We start from the raw sequence: 21,343 nt of genomic DNA, 5'->3' as shown, positions 1-21,343 counted from the left end.
ATAGTCAGAAAACGCCAAAAAACAACGGTTTATTGGCGGTTTAAGTGCCTGATTTTCGCTCCGGAAGCCGGTTTTGAGGGGCTTTTCGGGGCCGATTCAGCCTCGCTTCTGCGCCCGCGCGAACACAATCAGCCCGAGCCCGCCAAGCGTCACCAGCACCGCAAGCCCGGTGATCGGGTCGTTGGACCCACCCAGAGTGACACTGAGGACCACACAGAGGGCGCCCGGGATCAGCAGCAGCACCCCGACGATCAGCATGAAAATCGCGCAACCACGCGGCAGGCGCGATTCCTGCCGCGGCGGCTCCGTTGGCGGGGGCGTGTCGGAATTGCTCATGAGCTTCCCTTGATCGCGGCGCGGATCAGCATCACGCCGGCAAAGCAGACCGCGAGCCCGAGCAGGATCAGGAAGAAGACGGAGGGATCGGGCCTCGATCCGGTCAGGCCGCCGAACCCGAACAGCAGGGCGCAGAGCCCGGGCAGAAGAAGGATCAGCCCGAACAGCGCCATGAACGCGGTCGCGCAGCCGCCGCGCCGCGGTGGGAGTGGCGGAGGCAGCGAGGGCGGAGATCCATCCGGATTGATGGGGCGGTCGTCGCTCATCGGGGCATCCCCTCACCCTGCCGGGGCCTCCCGATAGGTCTGCCCGGCCAGGCTCGCGCGGATGCCGTCGATCAGCCCATTGCGATAGAACAGGTTGTAGGTGTCGAACGGGACGATCGCGCCGCTCTCGGTGACGAAATGGATGCAGCTTCGCTTGACGTTGCCGACGCAGAAATTGAAGCGATCGAGAAACTGCACGATGGTGACGCGGAACACGTTCTCGTAAGTCAGGCCGTCCGGCACCTCGAAGCTCGGCAGACAGCACAGCAATTCGCAGACCCGCTCGCTGGTGTTCAGCGGCCCCGACGACAGCGAGAACAAATCGACGAACTTTTCCCGCAGCACCGGATATTTCTCCGGGCTGATCGTGTTGGGCATCACGGCGACGAGCTGTTCCTGCGGGATCAGCGAGGTCAGCGGCACCACCTTGTCGCCGTTGCGCAGGCCGTAGCCGATCGAGATGCTCTCGGGATTGCACGGCAGCGGAATCATATCCTTGTCGCCGAACACCCCGGTCTCGATCACGTGCTGGCGGATCTCCGACAGTATGATGCGCTCGGTGTCCTTGTTGAAATCCTGGTTGCGGCCGGCGTCCTGCACCGGCTGCAGCGTGACGCCGCGAACGCATGTCCAGGTCAGCGCGTGGCGGACGATGTCGCCGATCTCGGCATCATTGACGCCGCGCTTGATGGTCGCGACCAGCGTCGTCGAGACGCCGTGGCGTTCGAGATTCTCCAGCGCCTGCTGGCGGATCTTTCGCAAATCCGCGCCGCGCAGATTGACCAGCGCCTCGCGCTTGAGCGAATCGAACTGCAGATAGACTTCCAGCCCGCGCTTGTTCTCGGCGAGCTTCGCCACGAAGTCCGGCTCGCGCGCGATTCTGAGGCCGTTGGTGTTGATCATGACGTGGCGGATCGGGCGGACGCGCACCGCATCCAGAATCGCGAAGAAATCCGGATGCAGCGTCGGCTCGCCGCCGGAGATCTGCACGAGGTCGGGCTCACCCTCGCTCGCCACCAGCACATCGAGCATTTTCTCGATCTTCGCGAGCGGCGTGAAGCTTAAGCGGGCCGGCGAGGACTCCGCAAAGCACACCGGGCAGGTCAGGTTGCAGTGCTCGGTGATCTCGATCAGCGCCAGGCAGGAGTGCTGCTCGTGGTCCGGGCATAGCCCGCAATCATAGGGGCAGCCGAATTCGGTGTGGTGCTGGAAGGCGCGCGGCTGGTCGCCGGGCTTGATGAAATCCTTGCATAGCCGCCAATAGGCCGAATCGGTTGAGACCAAGGTCGACTGCACGCCGTGCTGCTTGCAGCGCTTCTCGTACCAGACCTCATTGCCTGATATCTGGATCTTGGTCGGCACCAGGGTCAGGCAGGTCTCGCAGAGCGATTGGGTCTGGCCCCAGAAGATGTAGGGGCGGGACTTACGCAGCGGCGCGTTCATGCTTCAAGCTCACATTCGGGGCCGTCGCCAGCATGACGGCGGCATAGACCATGACAAACAGCGACAGCAGGTGAAACAGCGAGAACGGGCCGATCAGCGCGCCGTAGGGCTTGATGAACTCCCACACGAAACGCTGCAGGCCGTAGTAGAACAGTACGAGGTAGAAGCCATTGGTGATGAATGCGGCGTTGCGGTTCAACACAGCGAAGACGTAGAAGGCCGCGAACGCCGCCATCGCCAGGCTTTCATAGAGCTGCACCGGATGGCGCAGGATGCCGTCGCCGAAATCATGGCCCCAGGGCAGCGCGGTCGGCGTGCCATAGGTGAAATCCTCGAGCCCCGCGAAATAGCAGCCGAGCCGGCCGACCGCGACGCCGACCGCAAGCGGCAGCGCGAACCGCGCTCCGGTGCGCAGCGAAATGCCGTGCAGCCATTTGTAGAGCTCGATCGCGACAATGCCGCCGGCCAGCGCACCCTCGACCGAGCGGGCGATGCCGGACACACCCGAGAACCACAGGTTCAACGTGCCGAAGATGTAGGCGCCGATGCCGGCGCCGAACACCAGCGCGGCGATATACGTCAGCTCGAAGGATTGCCGCGGGAATTGCAGCCCCCGCACGCGCGACAGCCACCACATGGCGATCGCGGCCGCGCACCATGCTGCGACGTCGAAGACGGCGTGAAGTGCTGCCCCACTCATGGGGCGAGTGTAGCGTGATTTTCGCGGTCCGCGATAGCTGTCCTCCCTCTCCCCGTTCTTACGGGGTCGAGACGAGCGAAGCTCGCTCTTAGAGGGTTGGGGTGAGGGGCTTCCATCCGGCGAGCACCTCGCGGCTTGTTGAGTAGTGTGCCTCGCCCCTCACCCGGATCGCTCGCGCGATCCGACCTCTCCCCGCAAGGAGCGGGGAGAGGTAAACAGCGTCAGTTCGTCGGGTTGTCCTCGCTCGGATACACGCCGCGCAGCACTTCCTCGAAGTGATCCTTCACTGCGTCGTTGCACAGGCAGGAACGCAGCTTGAGATTGTCGGGGTCGCGGATCACGATCGCACCGCGACGAGTGTCCAGCACGCCTTCCGCCTTGAAGTTCTGGATCACCCGGCTGGTATAGCTGCGGCCGACGCCGAGCAAGGTCGAGAGCTGCTCATGCGTGAGCGGCACCACGCCGTCGCCATTGGTGCGCTCGATCGCCGAGATGATCCATTTCGCGGCGCGCTGCTCGATCGAGTGAATCGCATTGCAGGCGGTCGACTGGAAGATCTGCGCCAGCATGCAGTCGGCATAACGCGCGAAGATGTTGCGCACCGAGATCGACTTCAGCTTGGCGGCGTCGAGCTTGCTGATCGGCAGCCGCACGAACGGTCCGCCGAACTTGACGGTGATGCGGGTATAGGCCGGCAGGAATCCCTGGCTGACGATGCCGCCGACCGCGCCCTCGCGGCCGATCAGGATGGTCTCGACATCGCGGCCGTCCTCGTTGGCCACCATGTAGGACGCAAGGCTCGGTCCGCATGGGAAATGCACGATCTGGACATCGTCGCCGGGATTGTAGAGCAAGTCGCCGGCCGCGGCCTCGACCACCGCAAGATGCGGCGCGATCAGCTCGTAATCGGCGGCGTTCAGCCGGCGCAAGAGATTGTTGAACGGCCGGTCATTCGTCCCGGCCAAATCGGTCCGTTTCGCAATCATTTGGAAAATCCTGAAAGCCCAACGCGGACCATACTGAAAAAGTTCCCGGATCTATGTTCACTAGTGAACAGACGCGCCCGCTTGCGATGTGATGAGTTTCATCTCGGGAACCGCCGGCGTGCTTCTGGGCGCCGGTCGCGGGCCATCCGGCCGGACTGATCCGGTCTGTCATCCATCATCGAAGCAATGGACACCGAGCCATGGAATCCGCCCCCAATGCCGGCATGCCCGGTGACGTTCTCGTGGTCGAGGACGATCCGATCATCTCGCTCTATTTCGAGGACACCATCCTGGGCTTCGGCGCCCGGACGGTGCGCACCGCTGCGAACGTCGCCCGCGCGCTCGAATTGATCGCCGAGCGCGCACCGGATTTTGCGCTGCTCGACGTCGGCCTCGTCAGGGGCGAGAAGACCTTCGTGATCGCCGAGCGGCTGGATGCGCTGAAGGTGCCCTTCGCGTTCGTCACGGGCTATGGCGCTGACATCAGGCTGCCGGAATCGCTCGCCGGCAAGCCGCGGCTGACCAAGCCGTGTTCGAGCGAAGCGATCGAGGCCGCGCTGAGAAACGGACACTGACGGGTCGCCGGGCTGCGGCCTCGCCGTCGGTGTGTCCGTCGTCTACGATCCGGAGCGTCGGATTCGGCGGCGTACAGGCATCGGGAAGTCGTCATGGCGAACAGGACATCTGCCGCTGCGCCCGCAACGGCGCTCTCTCTCGGGCTGCTCCTCGCGCCGCTTGCGACGCATCCGATGGCCGGTGCGGCGTTGTCGTCGCTGGCCTCGGCCGTCGCCGCCGCTTGCGTGTCTCCAGCCATCGCTGAGCCAGCCGCGCTCACGAGCGAGCAATCGGCCGCGCTCACGACTTACGACAATGCCCTGAAGAACTTCGTATCGATCCTGCGCCAGCGGCGCGCGCAGATCGATTCCCATCAGCCGCTGCCCGACTTGCCGGGCCAGGCCCTCTACCTTGCCCGTGTCGAGATGATGAGCGCCTACAAGGATCTCACCGATGCGCTACCGTCCAGGATTGGACGACCCAACAGATTCGGGATTCCTCCGGCCTATTTCGACGCCGACAATGAGCCGCTGCTCGATGAGTACAGGAAGCTCTTCGATGTGATGGAGGCGCCGCCCGCGAACGCGCAAAGCTCCGAGACGCCATTCAGGGACGTGGTCGAGCTGGCGACGGTGATCGCGCGCGCCAGGGGGCTGGATGCCGCTGACGCCGCGGTCGCCGGCCGGATCAGTCTCGGCCTGTTCTTTGCCGAGACAAGCGGCAAGCAAAATGCCGGAAATGCGCGGTCGAACACCTACAAGGGCAGCCTGCAGACCGGCCCGTCCGAAGATCGCAACGGTCGAAAGAAGTGGGCCGCCATCAAGCAATCGATCGCGGCCCTCGATCCTGCGCTGAGCCGTCGCGACGACATGGAAGAAGCGCGTGTCGGCAATCTCGATCACCGGTTCAATCACTGGACCGCGGTGCGCGATGCGCTCATGAACGAGCACGCGGATATTTTCCCGCAGGTCCCGGCGATCGCAAAGGCGCTGCCCAATCCGATCGATCAGATGAAGCTCTTTGAGCTCATCCAGATCATTCCGAGCCCGACCAGGTCCGCGCTGAAGTCAGGCGACCTCGTCAATTACAGAATATCCGAGCCCAGGATCATGGGATATCTGCGAAACAACAGCGTCTTCGCCTTCGGTCGAGCCGACCGGGCAAGGACATCCGCGAGCTTCCGCGAAATCCTCGACGCGATGTGGCTCTTCAGCCCCAAATTCGAACAGGCGCTGGCCAAATTCGCGGAGATCAAGGCCGGCAAACCGGGCTGAACCGGGAGGTGCCGATCGCTCGGCGGTCAGAGCGGGCCGAGGAGCGCCCATCGCGGCTCGCAGAATTCCTTGACGGCAGACGCGACGCTGCTGCTGATCGCATTGCGGCGCTCGGGCGAGTCCATCTTGAGTTCTTCGTCCCGGTTGATGATCGAGCCCGCCTCCAGCAGGACGGCGGGCATCGCGGTCTTTCGCAGCACGATGAGCTTATCGTAACTGTAGACGCCGGTGTCCTTGTTCAGCAGGGGATGCTGGTCGTGGCCCATGATGGGCTGGCTGTATTGCTCGGCATATTGCAGCCCTTCAGCTTTCAATTCCCCGGCGACCAGCTCGGCGAACAGCAGGCTGGTCTTGAAGTCCGGATTGTTGCGGGAGACGAACACCGAGTAGCCGCTGAAGCGGTCGCTGAAATGGCGCTTCTGTCCCTCGAATTCCCAGTCCTCCAGCATCTTGTTGGGCACGGAATCATGATGGATCGACAGCAGGAGATCCGCGTGCAGGTTGTTGGCGGTGGCGACCCGCTTGAAGAGGCTGGGTCTCGCTTTGCCTTCGGTCAGCAGCAGCCTGGTTTCGGCAAAGCCGTCGGCCTTCAGCTTCTCCTCGATCAGCCGCGCAAGGCGCAGGTTGAAGGTGAACTCGGCGACATTGCGCGCGCTGATCGCGCCTTCCGATTCAGCGGTATGTCCGACATCGAGCACGATCCGCAATGTCGCGGGATCGCATTTGGCTGCGGCCGGCTTGGAAGCGGGAGGCGGCAGGGCGACCGGCCCAAGCGCGGCGAGCCGCGTAGCGCGTGGCTTTGATGGCGCGCGGTGCCTTGCCAATCTGGCCGGCTTTGCCGATTTCGCGCGCTTTGGCGCTTTGGGATGCTTCGATGAGCTCTTGAAGAGATCAGGCAGCCAGCCGGCATCGCCGACCTCGATCGGCAGCAGCGCGAACACGGCGATCGCGACGACAAGCAAGCGGTGCGGCCGAAGCCCCACGACGATACCACCGAGCACGCGAATCAACTCGCAGCGCCTCATGCTCCGCCCCTCCGGGCCCCCAGCATAACGGCTCTGATAGAGGTACCGGAAGAGGCCGGTGACGTCCATCCCCCGTCAATCGTGCAGCCCCTGCCTTGAGGCAAGGGCTGCAGGACAGGACGTCGGGTTCCGTGGCGGCTGCGACCTGATTACACCGGCTTCGGATCGAGCGTGATCGCCCACAGCTCGGCGTCGACGCGGTCGCGCAGGCTCACCGTCATCTGCCCGCTCTTGCCGTCGATCTTGACGTGGCCGAAGAACTGCATGCCGGCCGACGGCGGCAGGTTCTGGTTGGCTTCGCCCGGCGCCTTGACGAACTTCACCTCGGGACCAAACGTGTTGTCGAGCTCGTTCGGACCGAACGTGCCGGCATGCAGCGGGCCGGAGACGAATTCCCAGAACGGATCGAACTCCTGGAACTGGGCCTTGTTCGGGTTGTAGTAGTGCGCAGCCGCATAGTGCACGTCGGCGGTCAGCCACACCGTGTTGGCGATGCCTGCGGTCTTGATGAAGCGCAGGATGTCGGCGATCTCGAGTTCGCGGCCGCGCGCCGGGCCGTCGCCCTGCGCGAACGCTTCCGAGCCCTTCTTGTTGGCGGCATCGTCATAGACGATCAGCGACAGCGGCATGTCGGAGGCGATCACCTTCCAGGTGGCGCGCGAGTTGAGCAGCGCGCGCTTCAGCCATGCCATCTGATCCGGCCCGATGAAATAGGCATCGGGACCGTAGGTCTCCTGCAGGTTCGGACCGTTGGGGCCGCGATAGCTGCGCTCGTCGAGCATGAACACGTCGAGATGCGGACCGTAGCTCAGCGTGCGATAGACGCGGCCCGGCTCGACGATGCTCTCGCGCATCGGATACATCTCGTGGAAGGCTTTTGCCGCGCGCGCCGCGAGCACGTTGATGTCGCGCTCCTTGTAGGCCGCCGGCAGCTGCTTCGACAGCGACCAGTTGTTGGTCACCTCGTGGTCGTCCCACTGCACGAAGATCGGCACCTCGGAATTGAAGGCGCGCAGGTTCGCGTCGAGGAAATTGTATTTGTGCGCGGCGCGGTATTCGTCGAGCGTCTCGGCAACCTTGGCCTTCTCCGGGATCGTGATGTTCTTCCAGATCTTGCCGTCGGGCTGCTTCTGCTCGGCGGTGATGACGCCGTCGGCATAGATGGTGTCGCCGGAATGCAGGAAAAAGTCCGGGGCGTGCTTCTTCATCGCGGCGAAGGTGATCATGCCGCCGTCGTCGGGATTGATGCCCCAGCCCTGGCCGGCAACGTCGCCGCCCCACACGAAGGAGACGTCGCGGCGGTCGCTCGGCGCGGTGCGGAAGCGGCCGACCACGGGCTCGCCGACAACGTCGATATGGGCGAGGTCGCGGAAGCGGACGCGGTAGAAGATGTCCTGGCCGGACGGCAGGTTCTCCAGCAGCATCTTTGCGGTGAAGTCGCTCTCCGGCAACGCCGTGATCGGCGGCAGCGCGCGGGCATCCTTGAACGAATCTGATGTCGCGACCTCGACCATCATCTGCGAGGGACGGTCCGCGCGCGCCCACACCACGCCGCCGTCGACGCCGACATCGCCGGACTGCACGCCATGGGTGATCACCGGGCGGTCGGCCGCGCGCGACAGATAAGGCATCGCGATCACGCCGGCGCCGGCCGCAGCAGCCGTCGAGAGAAAACGTCGGCGGGTCAGTTTTCGCGAGAACCGGATCGTCATGGGGAGCCTCCTCAGGTCACAGCGACAGTGCGCCGCAGGCGAGCACAGACCTAGAAAAATTCCATGACGGAGAGATTACAGGGGAGGCCGCGTGAGGTGAGCACGTCTGTAAGGCTCCCTCTCCCGCTTGCGGGGGAGGGTGGGGTGGGGGCTCTCTCCACGAGTCGTATCGCGGAGAGAGCCCCCACCCGCATTGCATCTGCGATGCAATGCGGCCTCCCCCGCAAGCGGGAGAGGCGAAGGAGAGCTCGTGGAGAGATGGGAGAGTAAGCCCTACGCCGTGCCCGCCGCCCTGAACTGGCTCGCAGTCCGCTGCAAGTTCTGCGGCATGCTGAGCAGCAGCGCCTTGCGGTCGGCCACCGCGTTGTGGAACTGCTCGAGCGCGATGTTGAACGCGGTCAGCGTGCCTTCCTCGATGGCGCCATGCTCGAAACAGTCGAGCGTGTGGCGCAGGATGTCGTCGGCTTCCGCCTGCAGCTGGTCGAGTTCGTCGGTCGAATCGCTCTGCCGCGCGGCCTTCAGCATCTCCAGCAGGCGCTCGCGCTGCGAGGTGTTGGTGTTGCGCTCGTCCTGCTTGAGATAGCCGGCGAACCATGCACCGGCCGAGCCCATCGCCGAGAACGCCATAAGGCTCCACCAGATGTAATCGCTGTAGCGGTCGAGGAAGGTCTTCTCTTCGCCGTCGACGAAGGCGGCCGCGCCTGGATGCACCGGAATGATGGCGTCCTTGTCGGTGTCGGGCGTCTCGATCTTGGCGGCGAGCGGGAAATCGTTCTTGAGCGACTGCCGGCTCGCAAACAATTGCCGGGTGAATGCCGCGACCGTCGCGTCCGACAGGCCCTTTCGCGCGACGATATGGTGCGAGAAGCTGATCGTCTTCACCTCGTCGTCGGGCCGGTCGGCCGAGCCGAGCGAGCCGGCGGGAATTTCCGCGGCCTCATAGGCCGGATGGTTCTGCGCGATCGCCTCGGACGCATCGATCGGCAGGAAGGTGGGCTCGCCGCCGTCTTTGGTCGACGCCGTGATCGCATCGATCGTGAGCTTGCTGTTGGCCGGACCGACGGCGAGATAGGCATCGGCCTTCAGGTTCTTGATGGCCTCGACTGCTTCATTGGCCGGGAATTGCACGATCTCGACCTTCATCGGGTCGACGCCGTATTGCTGCAGGATCAGCTTCAGCAGATTGACGTTGGCCGGCGTGCGGCCGACGACGCCGATCTTGCGGCCGGCAAGCTGCGCGATCTTGGTGATCTTTGCGGCCTTGCGGCTCTTGCTCTTGCCCTTGGCTGCGGGCGGCACCCACATCACCACGACGTTCTTGCGCAAGGTCGCGACCGCCTGCGCATTCTTTGGCACCTCGAGGTCGCCACGGATGATGGCGAGATCGGCCTTGCCGTCGGCCAGCGTCTGCGCGCTGGCGGTGGCGCCGTCGGTCTGCACCGGGCGCAGCTTGACCTGGGTGTGCTGCTGGTTGTTGAAGGCCTGCGCCAGCGCCTGTACGACCTTGAGGTCATCGCTGCTTGCGGGGCCGACCGCGATCCGCAGCGTCACCGGACGCACCGCGAAATAATACCCGGCGATCAGCGCCCCGACGATGGCGAGCGCGCCCGCGATCAAGACGAACATCAGCCGTCGCTTTGCCGAGCGCAGCGGCTTGGGCGATATGCTGGCGGAGCCGTCTGTCATCGATCTCGCAAACAATCGTCGGGGCTCAATCTCGCAAAATTACCAACGCGCACGGATTCTGCATTTGTAGCAAATTCCTGGAGCCACAGATGTTACATCTCCGTCATGGTTACCAGCGGCGATAGGACGCTATTTCGGCCTTATTTTCGGCATGGATCCCACCCGGAGGCCGGTTGTTAGGCTAAGGTCGGCGTCAAACGGGAGGGTTGCCATGGTCGAAAGGCTGTCAGCAGAAGCAAGGAAGGCCGCGCTTTGGGAACTGGCCGGCTGGTCGGAGACGGCCGGGCGCGAGGCGATCGCAAAGACCTTCGTGTTCAAGGACTTCAACGAGGCCTTCGGCTTCATGGCACGCGCCGCTTTGGTCGCCGAGAAGAGCGACCATCACCCCGAATGGAAGAACGTCTACAAGACGGTCGAGGTCGTGCTGGCCACCCACGATGTCGGCGGGGTGACCAAGCGCGATATCGACCTCGCCAAGGCCATGAACGCGATCGCGAGGCAGTTCGGGGTCAACTGACCCGGCCGCGCGCAACCTTGCGCGGGCTGGCCGACGTCCCCAGATTCGGATCGTCCGCCGCCGATCCGTCGCGCGGCGCCAAAGGGAACCTTGCGATGCCATCGACCGACACCGGCGTGGGGTTTGGGCCTGCCGACCGGCTGGCGCGGGACCCGGAAAGCGCGCGCCGCCGCTTCTGGATCAAGTTCAAGAAAGTGGTGGCGCGGCTGCCGTTCGCCGAGGATCTGCTGGCGGCCTATTACTGCGCCTTCGATCGGCAGACGCCGCGCCATGTCCAGGCCGCGCTGCTCGGCGCGATCGCCTATTTCATCCTGCCGTTCGATTTCATCCCGGACATGCTGCCGGTGCTCGGCTTCACCGACGATGCCGCCGTGCTCGCAACCGCGATCCGCATGGTGGCAAGCCACATCACCTCGGAGCACCGCGATGCCGCGCGCGCCGCACTGAAGCGCGGCGTTGATGGATCGACTCTCGACCCGTCATCCCCGCGCAACGGCTAAGCCGTTGTCGCTGGAGGTGCGAGCTCTTGCGAGCCTCGAAGGATGCACGGCCCGGTCCGGGGCCGTCGACCCTTCGAGACGCGCTGACGCTCTCCTCAGGGTGACGGTGATAGTCCGGAGCGTGATTCAGCGTTGCGCTCAGCTTCCCGGATGCAGGATCACCTTGCCCATCGCCTTGCGGCCGGCGAGCACCTTCAGGGCTTCCGCGGTCTGCGACAGCGGGAAGGTGCGGTCGACATGCGAGGAGATCTTGCCTTCCGCGGTCCATTGCACGAGCTTCTCGAGGTTCTTGCGGTTCTTCTCCGGATTCAGCCGCGCCCACGCGCCCCAGAACACGCCGCGGATGTCGCAGCCCTTGAGCAGCGCGAGGTTGAGCGGAATCTTCGGAATGTCGCCGGCGGCAAAGCCGATCACCAGGAAGCGGCCCTCCCATGCGGTCGAGCGCAGCGCGGCCTCGGCATAGGAGCCGCCGACCGGATCGAACACGATGTCGGCGCCCTTGCCGTTCGTCAGCTTGCGCAGGCCCTCCTTCAGATCTTCCTTGGCGTAGTTCAGCGTCAGCTCGGCGCCGTGCTGCTTGGCGAATGCGAGCTTCTCGTCCGACGATGCGCAGGCAATCACCTTCAGGCCCATCAACTTGCCGAGTTCGCACGCGGCAAGGCCGGTGCCACCGGCGGCGCCCAGCACCGCGAGCGTCTCGCCCGGCTTCGGGCTCGCGCGATCTTCCAGTGCATGCAGCGCCGTGCCGTAGATGATGATGATGCCGGCGGCGCGATCGTAATCGAGATTGTCGGGAATCTTCACGATCGTATTAGCCGGCAGCGCGATCTTGTCGCGCGCGCCGTTGTGGCCGCATGACGCAACGACGCGATCGCCGACCTTCAGATCAGTGACGCCCGCGCCGACGCTCTCGATCACGCCGGCGACTTCGGCGGCCGGCGAGAACGGGAACGGCGGCTTGATCTGGTACTTGCCCTGGATCATCAGGATGTCGAAGAAGTTCAGCGCCGCCGCCTTGATCGCGATCACGGCTTCGCCGGGACCCGCCACCGGATCGGGCACGTCAGCCAGCACGAGATCGTCGGGTTGACAGTATTGCGAGCAGAGGATGGCTTTCATGGACACACCTGAGTTTCGGACGCAAAAAGAGCTGCAAGATCTTGGACTACAAGCTTCATGCCGGATTTGCGGCGGAGCGACAATACAGTGCGGAGGGATCAAACTATGTTTGAAAAAGGCCTGCTAGCGAAAAAGCGCATCCTGATCACCGGCGGCGGGTCCGGCCTCGGCGCGGCGATGGGCGCCCGCTTTGCCGAGCTCGGTGCCGAACTGATCATCTGCGGGCGGCGCGAGGCGCTGCTGGAGGAAACCGCAGGCAAATTCCGCAGCGAGCTCGGTGCCAAGGTGTCGACCGCACGCTGCGATATCCGCGACGGCGCCGCGGTCGAGGCGATGATGGATCAGGTCTGGCAGGAGGCGCCGATCGACGTTCTCGTCAACAATGCTGCCGCAACCTTTATTGCGCAGAGCGAACATTTGTCATTCCGTGCCGCGGACGCGATCCTCGCGCCGACGCTGCATGGCACGATGTACTGCACGCTCGCCGCCGGCCGCCGCTGGATCGAAGGCAGGCACAAGGGCGTGGTGCTTTCGATCCTCTCGACCTCGACCATCACCGGCCGCGCCTTCACGGTGCCGTCGTCGATGGCCAAGACCGCGGTGCTGGCGATGACCAAGAGCCTTGCCGTCGAGTGGGGCCCGAAAGGCATCCGCACCGTGGCGATCGCACCCGGCGCGTTCCCCACGCCAGGTGCCACCGGGCAGTTGCGTCCCGAAGCGCGCGGCGAGACCTGGTCGCAGCGCAATCCGCTCGGCCGCGCCGGCGAGCATTCCGAGCTTGCCAACCTCGCGGCCTTCCTGATCTCGGATCAGGCCGGCTACATCAATGGCGAGATGGTGGTGCAGGACGGCGGCGCGCATTTGCGCAGTTCCGGTGCCGAGGACCTGCTGCAATGGACCGATGCGCAGTGGGAGAGCCAGCGCGCGGCGCGCGCCAAGGGGTGATCAACGATACCAAGCACTGAGTAGCAATCGATGCGCGCGCGGCTTTCGCCGGCGCGCGCCCCAGAACCTAACTGCCTTCCCAAAAAAGCGTTTCCCGGTTATCCATCCGAGCCGGCGGAGGGGAATCGCCGGGCCATCTTCCAGTCACAATGATGGGGGAACCAGTTGGCCGTGCGGCAAATTCTGACATCACTGGCTGTTTGTGTCGTGTGCGGGATCGTCTCCCTCGCGCCGGCGCAGGCTGCGCCCAAGAAAGATGCGGCGAAGGAAGCGACCAAGCCGGCGCAGTCGGCCGCCGCGGCTGCCGCCGGCGGTGCGGAGCCGACGCTGATCGGCCAATTCGGCACCTGGGGCGCCTACACCGCGTCGCCCAACGGCAAGAAGGTGTGCTTTGCGCTCGCCAAGCCGTCGTCGTCGAAGACCAACCCGCCGAACCGGCCGCGCGACCCGGCCTATGCCTTCATCTCGACCCGCCCGGCCGAGAAGGTCGTCAACGAAGTCTCGATCATGATCGGCTACACCGTGAAGCCGGGTTCGGAATCGACGCTCCAGGTCGGCGGCGGAACCTATGCGATGTACACCCAGGGCGACGGCCTCTGGATCAAGAATGCGGCCGAGGAGGAGCGGATGGTGGAAGCCATGCGCAAATCGGCCGATCTGACGGTAAAAGCCGTCTCGGCGAAGGGCACCGAGACGATCGACAGCTTCTCGCTGAAGGGCTTGGCGCAGGCACTCGACCGGCTGGGGCAGGACTGCCGGCGCTAGAGCATGATCCGGAAAAGTGTGGAGCGGTTTTCCGGAAAGATCATGCTCCAAAAAAGCCAGCTCCCGGCTCTGAGGGACAAAATTGAGGTAATTGGCGGCTTTCCAGCACCGGCTGGAAGGCCTATTTGAGGTTTCATGACCGACACCGTGACCACCAATGCCGTGTCCGGCGCCAGCGCGCTGGTCGAAAAGGTTCCGCTCGAGACCTATGTGCCGCCGGCCAAGCCGTCGCTGATCGGGTTGTCGCGCGCCGAGATCGCCGATCGCCTGGGCGAGATCGGCGTGCAGGCGGCGCAGCGCAAGATGCGCACCCAGCAGCTCTGGAACTGGATGTATTTCCGCGGCGCCAAGAGCTTTGCCGAGATGACCAACGTCTCGAAGGACATGCGCGCCGAGCTCGAGAGGCATTTTACCGTCGACCGTCCCGAGGTGGTCGCCGAGCAGATCTCTAACGACGGCACGCGCAAATGGCTGCTGCGGCTGCCGAGCGGCGACAAGATCGAGCGGCCGCACGAGGTCGAGTGCGTCTACATTCCCGAGACCGATCGCGGCACGCTGTGCGTTTCCTCGCAGGTCGGCTGCACGCTGAACTGCTCGTTCTGCCACACCGGCACGCAGCGGCTGGTGCGCAACCTCACCGCCGGCGAGATCGTCGGCCAGGTGATGGTGGCGCGCGACCGGCTGAACGACTGGGCCGATCGCGAGGACGGCACGCGGCGCGTCACCAACATCGTGATGATGGGGATGGGCGAGCCGCTCTACAATTTCGACGCGGTGCGCGATGCGCTGTTGATCGTCGGCGACAATGAAGGCATCGGCATATCCCGCCGCCGCATCACGCTGTCGACCTCGGGCGTGGTGCCGAACATCCAGCGCACCGGTGACGAGATCGGCGTGATGCTCGCGATCTCGCTGCATGCCGTGCGCGACGAGCTGCGCAACGAGCTGGTGCCGCTGAACCGCAAATATCCGATCAAGGAATTGCTGCAGGCCTGCCGCGATTATCCCGGCGCCTCGAACGCGCGGCGCATCACGTTCGAATATGTGATGCTCAAGGGCGTCAACGATTCGCTCGACGACGCCAAGCTGCTGGTGAAGCTGCTCAAGGGCATTCCGGCCAAGATCAATCTGATCCCGTTCAATCCGTGGCCGGGCACCGCCTACGAGTGCTCGGACTGGGAGCAGATCGAAAAGTTCTCCGAATACATCTTCAACGCCGGCTATTCCTCGCCGGTGCGCACGCCGCGCGGCCGCGACATCCTCGCCGCCTGCGGCCAGCTCAAATCGGAGACCGAAAAGCTCTCCGCCCGCGAGCGCCAGGCGCTGCGCGCGATGGCGATGACGGATTGATCAGATGGCCCTGATCGGCCGCCTGTTCGTCGTCGCCTTCGGCTTCCTGATGGCCTGCTTCGTGGCCGGGGTCATCGTGGTCGTCGCGGTGCTGTATCCCGAGATCAGCGATTTCGGCGGGCAGATCGACCAGAGCGCCGTGAACGTCGTGCTCGGCTTCGGCTTCATCTTCATCTCCGGCTTTGCATTGTTGCCCGCGCTGATCGTGGTGCTGATCACCGAGGCCTTCTTCATCAGGAGCGTGCTGGCCTACGCCATCGGTGGCGGGATCGTCGGCGCGGCCTGCTATCTCGGCCTGGTTCCGTTCGATCCCGACATGATGCAATTCCACGGCATCGTGCGCCGTCACATGGAGATCATGACCGGCGCCGGCATCGTCGCCGGCCTGGTCTACTGGCTGATCGCCGGCCGCACCGCCGGCGCCTGGCGCGAGCCGCCGCGCCCCTTGCCGCCGCCCCCGCCATTGCCGTCGCAATCGCCGCGGCCGTGATGCTTCCCATGACCATCCGCCTCGGCTAAACCGCGCGCCATGAACCGGACCGGACTCTTTATCGCGCTGGCGCTCGCGCTCATCATCGGCATCCTGTTCGGGATCTATCCCGAGCTCGACCTGAAGCTCGCGGCCATGTTCTACGATGCCGCGCAGAACACCTTCCCGCTGAAGCTCGACGCGGTGGCGTCGTTCGCGCGCGATGCGGCGATGTGGGTTGCCTGGGCGCTGGTGCTGCCGGCGATCGTGACCATCGTCTGGAAATTCATCCGGCCGGATCGGCCGATGCTGATGTCCGGCCGCGCCGCGGTGTTCCTGCTCACCACGATGCTGCTCTCGGCCGGCGTCCTCACCAACCTCACCTTCAAGAACTATTGGGGCCGGCCGCGGCCGATGTTCGTGACGCAGTTCGGCGGCGACCTGCAATTCATGCCGTGGTGGGATCCGCGCGGCGGCTGCCCGCGCAACTGCTCGTTCTTCTCCGGCGAGGGCGCCACCGCGTTCTGGACCTATGCGCCGGCGGCGCTGACGCCGCCCGCCTGGCGGCCGCTGGCCTTCGCCGGCGCCACCGTGTTCGGGATCGCAACCAGCGGGCTCAGAATGGCCTTTGGCGGGCACTTTTTCACCGACGTCGCGATCGCCGGTCTGGTGTCGTTCTTCACCGTCTGGCTGTTCTACGCGCTGATCTACCGCTGGGCCGCGACCCGGCTGACCGATGCCCAGGTCGATGCCGCGCTGACGCGGCTGGCAATGCCGGGCTACCGGCTGATGCAGCGCTGGCGCCGGGGCGGCCGGGCGGAGCCGAGCCAGCCGGAAGCCTGATTAAAGGCGTGCCCAGGCTCCGGAAATTTGATATTCGCCCAGCGTAATCATCCTGACTTCGACCGATTGGACCGTCCCATGAGCACGATTCTGAAAAGCCTGCCCACCGGCGAGAAAGTCGGCATCGCGTTCTCGGGCGGGCTCGACACGTCAGCGGCGCTGCTCTGGATGAAGCTGAAGGGCGCCAAGGTCTTTGCCTACACCGCCAATCTCGGCCAGCCCGACGAGGCCGACTACGACGCGATCCCGCGCAAGGCGATGGATTTCGGCGCCGAGAAGGCCCGCCTGGTCGATTGCCGCACCCAGCTGGTGCATGAGGGCATCGCCGCGATCCAGTCCGGCGCGTTCCACATCTCGACCGGTGGCATCACCTATTTCAACACCACCCCGCTCGGCCGCGCTGTGACCGGCACGATGCTGGTCGCGGCGATGCAGGAGGACGGCGTCAACATCTGGGGCGACGGCTCGACCTTCAAGGGCAACGACATCGAGCGCTTCTATCGCTACGGCCTGCTGACCAATCCGAGCCTGCGCATCTATAAGCCGTGGCTCGACCAGCAGTTCATCGACGAGCTCGGCGGCCGCGCCGAGATGTCGGCGTTCATGACCGCGCAGGGCTTTGCCTACAAGATGAGCGCGGAGAAGGCCTATTCGACCGACAGCAATTTGCTCGGCGCGACCCATGAGGCCAAGGATCTCGAGAGCCTTGCGAGCGGCATCACCATCGTCAATCCGATCATGGGCGTGCCGTTCTGGCGTGCCGATTGCGACGTCAAGGCCGAGAAAGTCGTGGTGCGCTTCGAGGAAGGCCAGCCGGTCGCGCTGAACGGCAAGACGTTCGCCGATCCGGTCGCGCTGTTCCTTGAAGCCAACGCGATCGGTGGCCGCCATGGCCTCGGCATGAGCGACCAGATCGAGAACCGGATCATCGAGGCCAAGAGCCGCGGCATCTACGAGGCGCCCGGGATGGCGCTGCTGCACATCGCCTATGAGCGTCTGGTCACCGGCATCCACAACGAGGATACGATCGAGCAGTACCGCATCAGCGGCATGCGGCTCGGCCGCTTGCTGTATCAGGGCCGCTGGTTCGACTCGCAGGCCCTGATGCTGCGCGAGACCGCGCAGCGCTGGGTGGCACGCGCCGTCACCGGCGAGGTGACGCTCGAGCTGCGCCGCGGCAACGACTACTCGATCCTGAACACTGAGAGCCCGAACCTGACCTATGCGCCGGAGCGCCTCAGCATGGAGAAGGTCGAGGACGCCGCCTTCTCGCCGGCCGACCGCATCGGCCAGCTGACGATGCGCAACCTGGACATCGCCGATACCCGCGCCAAGCTCGGCCTCTACAACAAGACCGGCCTGCTCTCGAGCGGCGAAGGCTCGCAGATTTTTCAGCTCGAGAACGACAAGGATTGAGACGGCGAGCGGGTCGACACAAACTCAGTGTCGTCCCGGGCACTTCTCGACGAGGAAGCAATCCATCTCCGTCATCCTGAGGTGCGAGCGGAGCGAGCCTCGAAGGATGCGCGGCCCGGCTGGTGGACGTCGATCCTTCGAGACGCGCTCCGCGCTCCTCAGGATGACGGGACTGTTTGTAGCGCAAGCTTCGCTTTGTCTGCCAAACAAGCTCACTTCACCCTGAGCGCATCGAGCAGCGAGCGGAACGCACGCGCGTAATCGGTGCCGGTCTTGCCGATGTCGGGCCCAGCGGAGACCGCGACCGCGGCTTCCGTCACCGCGCCGAGCAGCAGCCGCGCCAGGGGCTCGACCGGCTGCTTGGCGATCACGCCGGCGTCCATCGCGGCCGTCAGCGCGCGCGGAAACTTGCCGCCGAAATGCTTGGCGTCGATCTCGCGCCAGCGTTCCCAGCCGAGCACGGCGGGGCCGTCGCGCAAAATGATCTGGCCGGTCGGGCCTTTTGAGCACGCCGCGAAATAGCCCTGTGTTCCCGCCGCCATCGCCGCAAGCGGATCGTTCTCGGCGCGCGAGATGCGGTCGAGGTCGGCGACGAGGTCCACCGACACCTGCTCGAACACTGCCTCGAACACCGCCTCCTTGGTTGCGAAGTGATGATAGACCGCGCCCTTGGCGACGCGCGCCCCGGCAGCGATGTCGTCCATCGTCGCGGCCGCAAAGCCGCGCTCGCCAAAAATGCGCCGCGCAGCCTTGACGATGGCGGCTCTGGTCTTCTCGCGCCGTTCGGCCTGGGTTGCCATAGCGAATGTCTAGCCCAGGTTCCGGATCGGCGCCAGTTGACTTACCGACTATCAGTCGATAAATACCGACCGTCAGTCGGTAAATGGAGATTGCCCGATGCCCACGCTCAAGACGCTGCAAGCCTTCGCTGATACGGTCGAATCCAACGACCACGTCGGCGCGATCAGGAACTTCTATGCGGCCGATGCCCGCACCCAGGAGAACGACGGCGAATGGCGCGTCGGCCGCGAGGCGCTAGCAGCGCGCGAGGCGGCGGTGCTGGCCGCAGTCTCCGGCGTGAAGACCACGCGGCTCGGACCGCTGCTGCTCGACGGCGATCATTCGGCGATCTGCTGGCGCTTCGAATTCACCGGCAAGGACGGCAAGGTCCGCAGTATGGAGGAGGTCGCCTGGCAGACCTGGCGCGGCGAGGAGCTGGTCGAGGAGCGCTTCTTCTACGACCCGCAGCAGATGGCGCGCTGACACCGAGCATGATCCGGAAAAGCGTGTAGCGGTTTTCCGAAAAGATCATGCTCAAAACAAAGAAAGCGGGATGACGATCCGAAGGAGCGTCATGGCGCCCTTGGCGCCCGCCCTTGCGGCAAAACGTCCCGGCGCCGCCTCATTGCGGCGTCATCTGCCGCCACTAGCCTCCGCCCCGGCGCGCATGATGCGCAAGGGGCGGAGCATCGATCATGATCAAGTCATTGGCCGGCGTGGCCGTCACGCTGGCGCTGTCGACAGCGCCGGCGCTCGCGCAGACCATCTATCCGATCGATCGCGCCGAAATCCTTGTCGGCGCCAAATTCGACTTCAAGGTCGAACTGCCCGGCCTGGCCGACCGGGCCCGGCTCAAGGTGACGCTGAACGGCGCGGACTATGCCGCGGTGTTCGGTCAGAGCGGCACGTTTACCGCGCGCGAGGCCGGCAAGGATCAGTCGGCGTTGCTGCTGCGCGATGTCTCGCTCGCCAAGCCCGGTACGGTTGCCGTCGAAGTCAGCGACGGTACGCAGAGCCGCACGGTAACCTGGACCGTCTATGACACCGGGCCGCGCAAGGCGAAGAACGTGATCCTGTTCATCGGCGACGGGATGTCGCCGGCGCATCGCGTCGCCGCGCGGATCCTCTCCAAGGGAATCGCCGAAGGCAAGAGCCGCGGCAAGCTCGCCATCGACGACATGCCGCATATGGCGCTGGTGGCGACCGCAGGCTCGGATTCGATCATCACCGACTCGGCGAATGCCGCGAGCGCCTACGCCACCGGCCACAAGGCCGCGGTCAATGCGCTCGGCGTCTATGCCGATCGTACGCCCGATCCGCTCGACGACCCCAGGGTCGAGACGATCGTGAGCCTTGCCAAGCGCCGGGCGGGCCTCGCCGTCGGCATCGTCACCAACACCGAAATCGAGGACGCGACGCCCGCTGCGATGATTGCACATACCCGCCGCCGCGCCGCCTATGATGCGATCGTCGCGCAATATTTCGACGCGAAGCCCGACGTGCTGATGGGCGGCGGCGCCGCGAACTTCCTGCCGCAGTCCGCAGCGGGATCGAAACGCAAGGACGACATCGACTATCTCGCGCGGTTTCGCGACGCCGGCTATCCGGTTGCGACCACCGCAGGCGAGTTGAACGCGCTCGCCGCCACGCCGGAGACGCGGCAATTGCTCGGCCTGTTCGCGACCGGCAACATGGACGGCGCGCTGGACCGCAAGTTCCTCAAGGGCGGCGGCGTCAAGAAATTTCCCGAGCAGCCCGACCTGACCGAGCAGGTCGAGGCGGCGCTCACGGTTCTGTCGAAGCACGATGCCGGCTTCTTCCTGATGGTCGAGTCCGGCCTGATCGACAAATACGCCCATCTGCTCGACATGGAGCGCGCGGTCTATGACACCATCATGCTCGACAATGCGGTGCGGCTGGCGCGCGACTGGGCCAAAGCGCGCAACGACGACACGCTGATCCTCGTGCTGGCCGACCACAACCATCCGAACAGCCTGGTCGGCACCATCAATGACGACATGGCCGCGACACCCAACGTGCCGCTGCGCGCGCGCGTCGGCGTCTACGAGAAGGCCGGCTTCCCGAACTACCCGGCGCCCGATGCCGGGGGCTATCCGTCACGCGTCGATGTCAGCCGGCGGCTCGCGATCTTCTCGGCCAGCCTGCCGGACCATTACGAGACGTTCCGCCCGAAGCTCGACGATCCGAACGAGCCGACCGTGAAGGGGGATCAGCCCGACACGTTCAGGGCCAACGACAAGTACAAGGACGTCCCCGGCGTCGTGCTGCGCTTCGGCAATCTGCCGGCGATGATCGGTGCCAGCGTGCATTCCGGCGAGGACGTCATCCTCACCGCGACCGGGCCGGGCAGCGATCGCGTCCACGGCTCGATGGACAACACCGAGGTGTTTCGCGTGATGGTCGACGCGCTGGGGCTTGGGGCGGGGAAGTAGGAAACGATGAGGCAGGCTCGCCGAGCGGCATACTCGCTGCACCTCTCCCACTTGCTGGGGCGAGACGCGCGAAGCTCGCTGTTGGAGGATGGTGTAAGCGGCGACGCTTCTCCAACCTCCCCTTGAAAAGGGGAGGTTGCTTTGCTCGCGAGAGTAAAGCGGGTGGGGATCGGCTCTCTCCGCAGACACCGTCACCTGCGGCT

General features: G+C 64.9%; 22 protein-coding genes. 12 read left to right on the top strand and 10 right to left on the bottom strand.

Features of this window, described 5'->3' with window-relative positions:
- Positions 1 to 96 precede the first annotated feature (96 nt).
- From AC066Y_RS34970 to AC066Y_RS34950, 5 genes are all read right to left on the bottom strand, one after another.
- Positions 97 to 336 carry a hypothetical protein gene (locus tag AC066Y_RS34970; RefSeq protein ID WP_092121303.1) on the bottom strand — a complete coding sequence of 80 codons (240 nt, stop codon included), beginning with the start codon at positions 334 to 336 and terminating at the stop codon, positions 97 to 99.
- Positions 333 to 602 carry a hypothetical protein gene (locus AC066Y_RS34965; RefSeq protein ID WP_478277847.1) on the bottom strand — a complete coding sequence of 90 codons (270 nt, stop codon included), beginning with the start codon at positions 600 to 602 and terminating at the stop codon, positions 333 to 335. The genes AC066Y_RS34970 and AC066Y_RS34965 overlap by 4 nt, the downstream gene beginning before the upstream one ends.
- Positions 603 to 614: 12 nt before the next feature.
- Positions 615 to 2,045, bottom strand: a complete 1,431-nt coding sequence (locus AC066Y_RS34960; protein ID WP_478277846.1) for a radical SAM protein — start codon at positions 2,043 to 2,045, stop codon at positions 615 to 617.
- Complete coding sequence (locus AC066Y_RS34955; protein WP_478277845.1) at positions 2,026 to 2,745, bottom strand: prolipoprotein diacylglyceryl transferase family protein; 720 nt, start codon at positions 2,743 to 2,745, stop codon at positions 2,026 to 2,028. The genes AC066Y_RS34960 and AC066Y_RS34955 overlap by 20 nt, the downstream gene beginning before the upstream one ends.
- 221 nt (positions 2,746 to 2,966) lie before the next feature.
- Positions 2,967 to 3,731 (bottom strand): Crp/Fnr family transcriptional regulator, encoded by a 765-nt coding sequence (locus AC066Y_RS34950; protein WP_478277844.1) that lies wholly within the window; start codon positions 3,729 to 3,731, stop codon positions 2,967 to 2,969.
- Positions 3,732 to 3,931: 200 nt separating this feature from the next.
- Here AC066Y_RS34950 and AC066Y_RS34945 point away from each other — a divergent pair, with 200 nt between their 5' ends.
- Both AC066Y_RS34945 and AC066Y_RS34940 read left to right on the top strand, forming a co-directional pair.
- Positions 3,932 to 4,306: a response regulator gene (locus AC066Y_RS34945; protein ID WP_478277843.1), complete on the top strand. Its 375-nt coding sequence runs from the start codon at positions 3,932 to 3,934 to the stop codon at positions 4,304 to 4,306.
- A 93-nt stretch (positions 4,307 to 4,399) separates the two neighbouring features.
- Entirely contained in the window at positions 4,400 to 5,560 is a 1,161-nt protein-coding gene (locus tag AC066Y_RS34940; protein WP_478277842.1) for a hypothetical protein, read from the top strand.
- A 26-nt stretch (positions 5,561 to 5,586) separates the two neighbouring features.
- On the opposite strand, the gene AC066Y_RS34935 is transcribed toward AC066Y_RS34940, so the two are convergent.
- The 3 genes from AC066Y_RS34935 to AC066Y_RS34925 all read right to left on the bottom strand — a co-directional run bounded on the left by AC066Y_RS34935 (position 5,587) and on the right by AC066Y_RS34925 (position 9,983).
- On the bottom strand, positions 5,587 to 6,585 hold the full coding sequence (locus AC066Y_RS34935) for an N-acetylmuramoyl-L-alanine amidase family protein (protein WP_478277841.1): 999 nt from the start codon (positions 6,583 to 6,585) through the stop codon (positions 5,587 to 5,589).
- A 149-nt stretch (positions 6,586 to 6,734) separates the two neighbouring features.
- Entirely contained in the window at positions 6,735 to 8,297 is a 1,563-nt protein-coding gene (locus AC066Y_RS34930; protein ID WP_478277840.1) for an alkaline phosphatase D family protein, read from the bottom strand.
- Between the two features lie 273 nt (positions 8,298 to 8,570).
- A complete protein-coding gene (locus AC066Y_RS34925) occupies positions 8,571 to 9,983 on the bottom strand; it encodes a TAXI family TRAP transporter solute-binding subunit (protein ID WP_478277839.1) in 1,413 nt (470 codons plus the stop codon).
- A gap of 211 nt (positions 9,984 to 10,194) precedes the next feature.
- On the opposite strand from AC066Y_RS34925, the gene AC066Y_RS34920 reads away from it, so the two are divergent.
- Both AC066Y_RS34920 and AC066Y_RS34915 read left to right on the top strand, forming a co-directional pair.
- Positions 10,195 to 10,500 (top strand): 4a-hydroxytetrahydrobiopterin dehydratase, encoded by a 306-nt coding sequence (locus AC066Y_RS34920; RefSeq protein WP_478277838.1) that lies wholly within the window; start codon positions 10,195 to 10,197, stop codon positions 10,498 to 10,500.
- Positions 10,501 to 10,595: 95 nt separating this feature from the next.
- The gene (locus AC066Y_RS34915) at positions 10,596 to 11,000 is read left to right on the top strand and encodes a YkvA family protein (RefSeq protein ID WP_478277837.1); all 405 of its coding nucleotides are present in this window, start codon (positions 10,596 to 10,598) and stop codon (positions 10,998 to 11,000) included.
- A 138-nt stretch (positions 11,001 to 11,138) separates the two neighbouring features.
- Here AC066Y_RS34915 and AC066Y_RS34910 read toward each other — a convergent pair whose 3' ends face one another.
- Positions 11,139 to 12,119, bottom strand: coding sequence for an NADPH:quinone oxidoreductase family protein (locus tag AC066Y_RS34910; protein WP_092121325.1), 981 nt, complete (start codon positions 12,117 to 12,119; stop codon positions 11,139 to 11,141).
- Between the two features lie 105 nt (positions 12,120 to 12,224).
- On the opposite strand from AC066Y_RS34910, the gene AC066Y_RS34905 reads away from it, so the two are divergent.
- The 6 genes from AC066Y_RS34905 (at position 12,225) to argG (ending at position 17,907) form a co-directional block, all read left to right on the top strand.
- Positions 12,225 to 13,064, top strand: coding sequence for an SDR family oxidoreductase (locus AC066Y_RS34905; protein ID WP_478277836.1), 840 nt, complete (start codon positions 12,225 to 12,227; stop codon positions 13,062 to 13,064).
- Positions 13,065 to 13,271: 207 nt separating this feature from the next.
- Positions 13,272 to 13,829 (top strand): invasion associated locus B family protein, encoded by a 558-nt coding sequence (locus AC066Y_RS34900; protein WP_478277884.1) that lies wholly within the window; start codon positions 13,272 to 13,274, stop codon positions 13,827 to 13,829.
- A 135-nt stretch (positions 13,830 to 13,964) separates the two neighbouring features.
- Positions 13,965 to 15,179, top strand: coding sequence for a dual-specificity RNA methyltransferase RlmN (gene rlmN, locus AC066Y_RS34895; protein ID WP_478277835.1), 1,215 nt, complete (start codon positions 13,965 to 13,967; stop codon positions 15,177 to 15,179).
- 4 nt (positions 15,180 to 15,183) lie between these two features.
- Entirely contained in the window at positions 15,184 to 15,669 is a 486-nt protein-coding gene (locus AC066Y_RS34890) for a hypothetical protein (protein ID WP_478277834.1), read from the top strand.
- Between the two features lie 39 nt (positions 15,670 to 15,708).
- Positions 15,709 to 16,491 carry a phosphatase PAP2 family protein gene (locus tag AC066Y_RS34885; RefSeq protein WP_478277833.1) on the top strand — a complete coding sequence of 261 codons (783 nt, stop codon included), beginning with the start codon at positions 15,709 to 15,711 and terminating at the stop codon, positions 16,489 to 16,491.
- 78 nt (positions 16,492 to 16,569) lie between these two features.
- Positions 16,570 to 17,907 (top strand): argininosuccinate synthase, encoded by a 1,338-nt coding sequence (gene argG, locus AC066Y_RS34880; protein ID WP_478277832.1) that lies wholly within the window; start codon positions 16,570 to 16,572, stop codon positions 17,905 to 17,907.
- A 212-nt stretch (positions 17,908 to 18,119) separates the two neighbouring features.
- Here the strand turns inward: argG and AC066Y_RS34875 are convergent, their stop codons facing one another.
- Positions 18,120 to 18,707 carry a TetR/AcrR family transcriptional regulator gene (locus tag AC066Y_RS34875; RefSeq protein WP_478277831.1) on the bottom strand — a complete coding sequence of 196 codons (588 nt, stop codon included), beginning with the start codon at positions 18,705 to 18,707 and terminating at the stop codon, positions 18,120 to 18,122.
- A 97-nt stretch (positions 18,708 to 18,804) separates the two neighbouring features.
- On the opposite strand from AC066Y_RS34875, the gene AC066Y_RS34870 reads away from it, so the two are divergent.
- Together AC066Y_RS34870 and AC066Y_RS34865 are read left to right on the top strand one after the other, a co-directional pair.
- Positions 18,805 to 19,170, top strand: a complete 366-nt coding sequence (locus AC066Y_RS34870; RefSeq protein WP_478277830.1) for a nuclear transport factor 2 family protein — start codon at positions 18,805 to 18,807, stop codon at positions 19,168 to 19,170.
- Between the two features lie 212 nt (positions 19,171 to 19,382).
- Positions 19,383 to 21,140, top strand: coding sequence for an alkaline phosphatase (locus AC066Y_RS34865; protein ID WP_478277829.1), 1,758 nt, complete (start codon positions 19,383 to 19,385; stop codon positions 21,138 to 21,140).
- Positions 21,141 to 21,343 lie beyond the last annotated feature (203 nt).

This window comes from Bradyrhizobium sp. USDA3010 (assembly GCF_056429065.1).
This window is presented reverse-complemented; position numbering and strand designations above follow the sequence as displayed.

Bases quoted from the DNA above. Each gene is read 5' to 3' on its own strand.
- argG (WP_478277832.1), top strand. From the start codon at position 16,570: ATGAGCACGATTCTGAAAAGCCTGCCCACCGGCGAGAAAGTCGGCATC.
- AC066Y_RS34870 (WP_478277830.1), top strand. From the start codon at position 18,805: ATGCCCACGCTCAAGACGCTGCAAGCCTTCGCTGATACGGTCGAATCC.
- AC066Y_RS34935 (WP_478277841.1), bottom strand. From the start codon at position 6,585: ATGAGGCGCTGCGAGTTGATTCGCGTGCTCGGTGGTATCGTCGTGGGG.
- AC066Y_RS34955 (WP_478277845.1), bottom strand. From the start codon at position 2,745: ATGAGTGGGGCAGCACTTCACGCCGTCTTCGACGTCGCAGCATGGTGC.
- AC066Y_RS34945 (WP_478277843.1), top strand. From the start codon at position 3,932: ATGGAATCCGCCCCCAATGCCGGCATGCCCGGTGACGTTCTCGTGGTC.
- rlmN (WP_478277835.1), top strand. From the start codon at position 13,965: ATGACCGACACCGTGACCACCAATGCCGTGTCCGGCGCCAGCGCGCTG.
- AC066Y_RS34875 (WP_478277831.1), bottom strand. From the start codon at position 18,707: ATGGCAACCCAGGCCGAACGGCGCGAGAAGACCAGAGCCGCCATCGTC.
- AC066Y_RS34890 (WP_478277834.1), top strand. From the start codon at position 15,184: ATGGCCCTGATCGGCCGCCTGTTCGTCGTCGCCTTCGGCTTCCTGATG.
- AC066Y_RS34905 (WP_478277836.1), top strand. From the start codon at position 12,225: ATGTTTGAAAAAGGCCTGCTAGCGAAAAAGCGCATCCTGATCACCGGC.
- AC066Y_RS34965 (WP_478277847.1), bottom strand. From the start codon at position 602: ATGAGCGACGACCGCCCCATCAATCCGGATGGATCTCCGCCCTCGCTG.
- AC066Y_RS34865 (WP_478277829.1), top strand. From the start codon at position 19,383: ATGATCAAGTCATTGGCCGGCGTGGCCGTCACGCTGGCGCTGTCGACA.
- AC066Y_RS34925 (WP_478277839.1), bottom strand. From the start codon at position 9,983: ATGACAGACGGCTCCGCCAGCATATCGCCCAAGCCGCTGCGCTCGGCA.
- AC066Y_RS34940 (WP_478277842.1), top strand. From the start codon at position 4,400: ATGGCGAACAGGACATCTGCCGCTGCGCCCGCAACGGCGCTCTCTCTC.
- AC066Y_RS34920 (WP_478277838.1), top strand. From the start codon at position 10,195: ATGGTCGAAAGGCTGTCAGCAGAAGCAAGGAAGGCCGCGCTTTGGGAA.
- AC066Y_RS34970 (WP_092121303.1), bottom strand. From the start codon at position 336: ATGAGCAATTCCGACACGCCCCCGCCAACGGAGCCGCCGCGGCAGGAA.
- AC066Y_RS34915 (WP_478277837.1), top strand. From the start codon at position 10,596: ATGCCATCGACCGACACCGGCGTGGGGTTTGGGCCTGCCGACCGGCTG.
- AC066Y_RS34950 (WP_478277844.1), bottom strand. From the start codon at position 3,731: ATGATTGCGAAACGGACCGATTTGGCCGGGACGAATGACCGGCCGTTC.
- AC066Y_RS34910 (WP_092121325.1), bottom strand. From the start codon at position 12,119: ATGAAAGCCATCCTCTGCTCGCAATACTGTCAACCCGACGATCTCGTG.
- AC066Y_RS34930 (WP_478277840.1), bottom strand. From the start codon at position 8,297: ATGACGATCCGGTTCTCGCGAAAACTGACCCGCCGACGTTTTCTCTCG.
- AC066Y_RS34960 (WP_478277846.1), bottom strand. From the start codon at position 2,045: ATGAACGCGCCGCTGCGTAAGTCCCGCCCCTACATCTTCTGGGGCCAG.
- AC066Y_RS34885 (WP_478277833.1), top strand. From the start codon at position 15,709: ATGAACCGGACCGGACTCTTTATCGCGCTGGCGCTCGCGCTCATCATC.